This is a genomic window from Bacillus sp. AFS001701 (genome assembly GCF_002559405.1).
Classification (GTDB): Bacteria; Bacillota; Bacilli; order Bacillales; family Bacillaceae_G; genus Gottfriedia.
Genome location: NZ_NTZO01000311.1, coordinates 1 through 5,143 on the forward strand (window position 1 = coordinate 1; position 5,143 = coordinate 5,143).

Sequence of the window (5,143 nt, forward strand, 5' to 3'; positions counted from 1 at the left end):
CGAGTGAATGGCTAGTTCTTTCTCGACGGGAATCCCACCCGTTATATGATACGACCTATGCTCGGCCGCACACGCATTAGTTAGTTCAATAAGATTTAGTATTTTGTTTACTTAATTTTACGATGATTGAAGTTAATTCCGATAAATCATCAATTGTAAAATCTGCTTCGATATTGTTCCATTGAAAATCTTTTTTCCAAATTCCTTTAATTCCTACATTTTGAGCAGCTTTCACATCATTTTCTGGATGATCGCCCACAAATATGCTTTCATTAGGTGAAACATTAAGTTGTTCCAAGGCTCTCTTAAATATTTTAGGATCAGGTTTTTTTATTCCCTCCAATTCAGATACTAAAATAGTACCAAAATAATTTTCAATACCTAAAGCCTTTATATTATCCTTCTGAAATTGACCTTTTCCATTTGTAATCATTCCTAAAATAAGATTGTTACTTTTCAATTCATCTAACATACTAAGAAGATTTGGAAATGGAATGCAATTATTCTTAAATTGGCTTATGTAATCTTGCAGTAAGTCCTCCCAAGTTATCCCAGTTATATCAAGTTCACCAGTTAATTGTTGATACACTTTATCTTTCCAAACATTTCCACGATCATCGAGTTCTATAAATCTTGTAATGTATTTCTCTTTTGGTATATGTCTTACCCATACATTCAATCGCTCATATTGGTTATTAATAAACTTCTTTACTGATTCATCTCGATTTAATAAAGTTCCATCTAAATCAAATATTACAGCCTTAATCATCCTGTTACCACTCCCAAAAAAGCTCAGTTTTAAACTTTATTTCTATTTTGTTAATCCAAATTCCTTGTTTAACTAAACTGCCATTAGTTGAATAAGAAAATCTACAATATACTTTAACAGAGCCTTTTATTTACTAAAAAAAGACCACATTCATTGTGATCTTTGCTGTACTTTCTATTTTTTTATTAATTTTTTCGCTAAAAAGTAAATTCCAAAGCCAAAAGCAGCAAAGATTAAAAGCCAGACTATAATCGGTAAAAAAGCTAATAGATTATCCAATTAAATACCTCCTATTTTTCCTTGTATTATATGATTAATGATACTATCTCCAAAAGATATCTACATAGATTACGAATAATGAAAATAGCGCTAGTAATATACCTCCAATGCGTGTTGAATATGCATAGAACCCCGAAGGTTCTGTAGTATCATTCGATTTCCAACTCTCCGCAACATACCAAACAGTTTTAGGACTAACTACACATAAGGCTGAAAATAGTAGGAGCACAATCCCAATAAATAACAATTTACTCCCTCCTAAATAGCAAATTCATTTCTTTAATTTACTTAACTTAAAAGCTATATAAACTAATGCAATGGTATTAATTAACTCTAAAAAGGGTCTCATTTTAAACACTATATAAGATAAGAATTCCATTTTTTTCATCCTTTTTATTTTGGTTTTCTGCTGTTATTCTTTGATCCCTTTATATACATAACGTGCACCAACGATAAAGAATACTAGACTTATTAGTAATGGAATTGTTCCTATGTTAAACAACGCTGTTCCAAAGACTCCTAGATTTGGGTCCCATCCGCCTCCACCTGGTTTAGATAGATACAAAGAATAGATTGATGCCGAAATAAGTGTTACTCCAAATAATAGAATGCTTGCTAAAACTCCAATTCCTCCAAAGATTAGATTTTTCATAGATTTCTCTCCCTGAATTGTTAATTTACTAAATTTTACCATTTTTCATTAAGATTTGATTAGATATTTTTCGCCTTTTAATGCAGTTTTAAACCTTTTTGAGGTTGAGGCGGCCGGGAGTTTGAGGGCAGAGCCCTCTTTCTTTTCTCTTGTTAGGAGAGCACTAAGTGGTTCTGGCTGTTACAATTGCCTTAGCAAGCCGACAATGAGTCTAAATCCTTTTTGAGTATAGTCGCTGGCAAGTGTGCCAAAACAGCCAGAAAAAGAAAATACAAGGTGTTAGGGTGGAGATTTTTTAGCGAACTTCTAAAAAATACGACCCGTGCCTTGTATTTCTCTTTAACGTATATGTTGATTTCAGTAATTACGGTTCCAGGGAAGTCTATTAAAGTCTGCTTGAACACCTGGTAAACAATTTAAGCAATATCTTCTATTTCCGGATGGAAAATCATCATTTCTTAACGGATAAAGTTGATCTACTGGAAACGGTTTGCAGCAGTACGTGCAATTACGCATTTTCTTATCCTTATTTGTGTTTGAGTTGTTCAATTAAACCAACTACCTTCTACGAACTTTTGCACCTTCTAATGGCGTTTCCTTTAAATGAAAGAAATAATAATCATTATTTGTATGTTCAATGCGTGTAGATACCCATTCTTCACGTTCATCCAAGTCATCATACACTAACACTTCAATCCGACTTCCACTTGAAAATTCATAATCACCATTAATTGTATATTTGCCATTAGATTGCTTGTACAAAGCACCCTCTTCTTTAATAGGGCGTTTTAAATAGTTTAATTCGTAGTTAATATCTGATAGTTTATCGATCATCGAACGGTATTTATAATACAGCATACATTCATCCGGATTGTTAGGATCATAATCTATATTATCTGGTTGATCATCAACCATACTAAGAATGCGTTCAATTTTATAAGTTAATTCAAACAGTTCTTTTTGTAATTCTTTTATATTTGCAGCTCTTGCCATTTGTTAAGCCCTCCACGATTTTCATTATATTTAGTATAACGTGTGTATCATAAGCCACATAACAAACTACTTAGGAAATTTTTCCCTAAAATAGTGGTTCCTCATAATGTAGCAGTGTAATAGTTTTAGCTATTGAAAATTAAAAAAGGAATATTATATAATTTAATTAATAGTTTTTTATCCTCACTAAGGATAAAATAGTTTTTTGTTTAAAAGCAGCCGACGGAAAACGGCTGCTTTTTTTATTTTATATACTCGATAGTGGATCAAAATCATCTGACTCAAATCGATCAGACATCCTATTAGCGTGTTGCTTTTGTTCTTCAGTTAATTCTTCTTCTTTTTTCTCTTTTTTATCTTCTTCTTTTACATCTTCTTGTTCAACAACTTCTTCTGTTGGAGTAGTCTGTTGCTGAATTTGTGGTTGCAATGTTAATTGAGATATAAGGCTTGCATTAGTATTTACAGCCGTTTGTAAAATATCTAATAACTGCTTGGTTTGTTCTGATGTATTTTCTATATTTTGTCCTCTACTAACTTCTCCAACTGTACTGTTACCTGATAACACTAACTTTAAACCTTCTTTTACAGCTGATGTTGTAGATTGTGTTTCTAACCACTTGATTAGTAAAGCTTCTTCTTTATCATTATTATCTAAATTGAAAGTATAAACGCGTTTTGTGCCTCTTACTGCACCTTTTCCCACAGGATTCACCCTCTCTTGGTAAAGAAATAGGAGACCGAGGTATCGGCCCCCTATTGTTAATTATCTTTGTTTCGTAAGTTTCTTAACGCTCGCTAATCCATATTTTACATATCCTAGACAGTTAGTAGTTTGAGGATTTGGAACAAATTTATAGATTTTCTTTTCCGAATCATTAGAATGGTGTTCGTCGATTGCTCTAATTAGGAATGGCTCTAGAGCTTTAGAGCCTCCACCAACGAAGCGAACTTGATCAAACTCTTGGTTATCAAATGTTCCACCAATATAAATTGATTTAATTGTTTCTTTAGCGTACTCAAGCATATGCTTTTCATAAGCTTCAGAAATATCTACTTCTCTATGACTTTTTCGAATCATTTTACCTTCACGAATTTGATCTTCGATACTATGTATATCTACGTCATTTAACCACTCATTAGCTAGTTTTTTCTTTCGTGTTTGTGCATCATCTTTATCGTTTAATTCAGTCAATTCTTTGATAATTGCCTTCCAAACTGAGATCATACCTGGTCTTTCTATTGATTCACGTTGCAGAACATAATCCATTGTATAGCGACCATCCTGGGTACCAAATCCCGTATCTAGAAAGAGAACCTTTGAAACACTATTTCGATCTAACGGAGCTGTTTCTCCTAAGAATCTTTTGTTTACTTGAAGATCTCCATCTTCATTAACGTTATATAAGTCATTAAAGAATGATGCTGAACCTTGTCCAATAAAAAATACATTTTCAATTGTAAATGGTTTTCCGTTTACACAATGCTCTTTCTTTTCGAACACTGTTTTTAAATATTCTTTAACAGTGTTTTTCTTATCGTCATTTGCCGGTAAGCCTGTAGTAATGTGTAAACTACCCATTAAATTAAGGTGCTTAATTTGGCGGTACACAGCAATGATAAAGGCTGTTTGCCATTCTTCATCATAATATTTTTTAGTATTACGAGATGTAAAATCCCATTGTTTTTTAAATGAATTTTGTAAAACTAAACCTACTTTGTAGTATTCATTATTTATAAAATAAACTTCTTCAGTAGAAACTCCAGCTAAATATTGTTCATATTCTTCTTTGTTGCTTTCAGTTAACGTATTCAGGTAAATATCACAGTCTAACGGGTTAAAACTTCTAGAACTAGCTGACTTCAAAAAGCCGTTTGCCATATCTACTCCTACTACTACGTCACGCCAATCTTTTGGTTCAATAATCATTAATAATTCCTCCTAAATAGATAATTTAATAGTTTTTTGTTTGTAAGTTTATCCTTACATAATATTGATTCAACATAACTTTTTTAAACCCTTCAAGAAATATTATTTTCGTAATGTTTTTTATGTTGTGTTATGTTGTTACATTAATAATACACCACTTAACTTGCATAAGCAATATTTATTATGAACTTTTTTCCATTTTTTATAAAATTTGTTAATGTATTCATAATGTCCACTAATGGTGGTTAATGTCCCATAATGTTTTTTGTATTTTCCTTCTTATTATTCGAAGGTATCTTCGAATATTTCAGAGATTCCGAAAGATTAATAGAATTAAATTGGAAGTAAAAATACGTTTTTGTAATCACAATTGGAAAACTCTTTGTTTTCAAGCATTCGAAACTTATCTCCGAAACGCTCGAATGTATCCGATTTAATCAGAAGCACCTCTGAACAATTAGTAGATTCAAAATTTTATAAAGGTATAATTTGATTTAAGAGAGAAATTTAAGGTATAAAG

At 31.8% G+C, this 5,143-nt stretch carries 6 protein-coding genes; all 6 read right to left on the minus strand.

Going from position 1 to position 5,143, the window contains the following annotated elements; translation table 11 throughout:
• Positions 1-85 precede the first annotated feature (85 nt).
• Complete coding sequence (locus CN514_RS18710; protein ID WP_098233904.1) at positions 86-769, minus strand: HAD family hydrolase; 684 nt, start codon at positions 767-769, stop codon at positions 86-88.
• A gap of 322 nt (positions 770-1,091) precedes the next feature.
• Complete coding sequence (locus CN514_RS18715) at positions 1,092-1,295, minus strand: DUF6199 family natural product biosynthesis protein (protein WP_098233905.1); 204 nt, start codon at positions 1,293-1,295, stop codon at positions 1,092-1,094.
• Positions 1,296-1,460: 165 nt separating this feature from the next.
• Positions 1,461-1,700, minus strand: coding sequence for a hypothetical protein (locus tag CN514_RS18720; RefSeq protein WP_098233906.1), 240 nt, complete (start codon positions 1,698-1,700; stop codon positions 1,461-1,463).
• Between the two features lie 558 nt (positions 1,701-2,258).
• The gene (locus tag CN514_RS18725) at positions 2,259-2,693 is read right to left on the minus strand and encodes a DUF5348 domain-containing protein (protein WP_098233907.1); all 435 of its coding nucleotides are present in this window, start codon (positions 2,691-2,693) and stop codon (positions 2,259-2,261) included.
• Positions 2,694-2,940: 247 nt separating this feature from the next.
• Positions 2,941-3,399, minus strand: coding sequence for a hypothetical protein (locus tag CN514_RS18730; protein WP_098233908.1), 459 nt, complete (start codon positions 3,397-3,399; stop codon positions 2,941-2,943).
• Positions 3,400-3,459: 60 nt separating this feature from the next.
• Complete coding sequence (locus tag CN514_RS18735; RefSeq protein WP_098233909.1) at positions 3,460-4,623, minus strand: Alp7A family actin-like protein; 1,164 nt, start codon at positions 4,621-4,623, stop codon at positions 3,460-3,462.
• Positions 4,624-5,143: the final 520 nt, after the last annotated feature.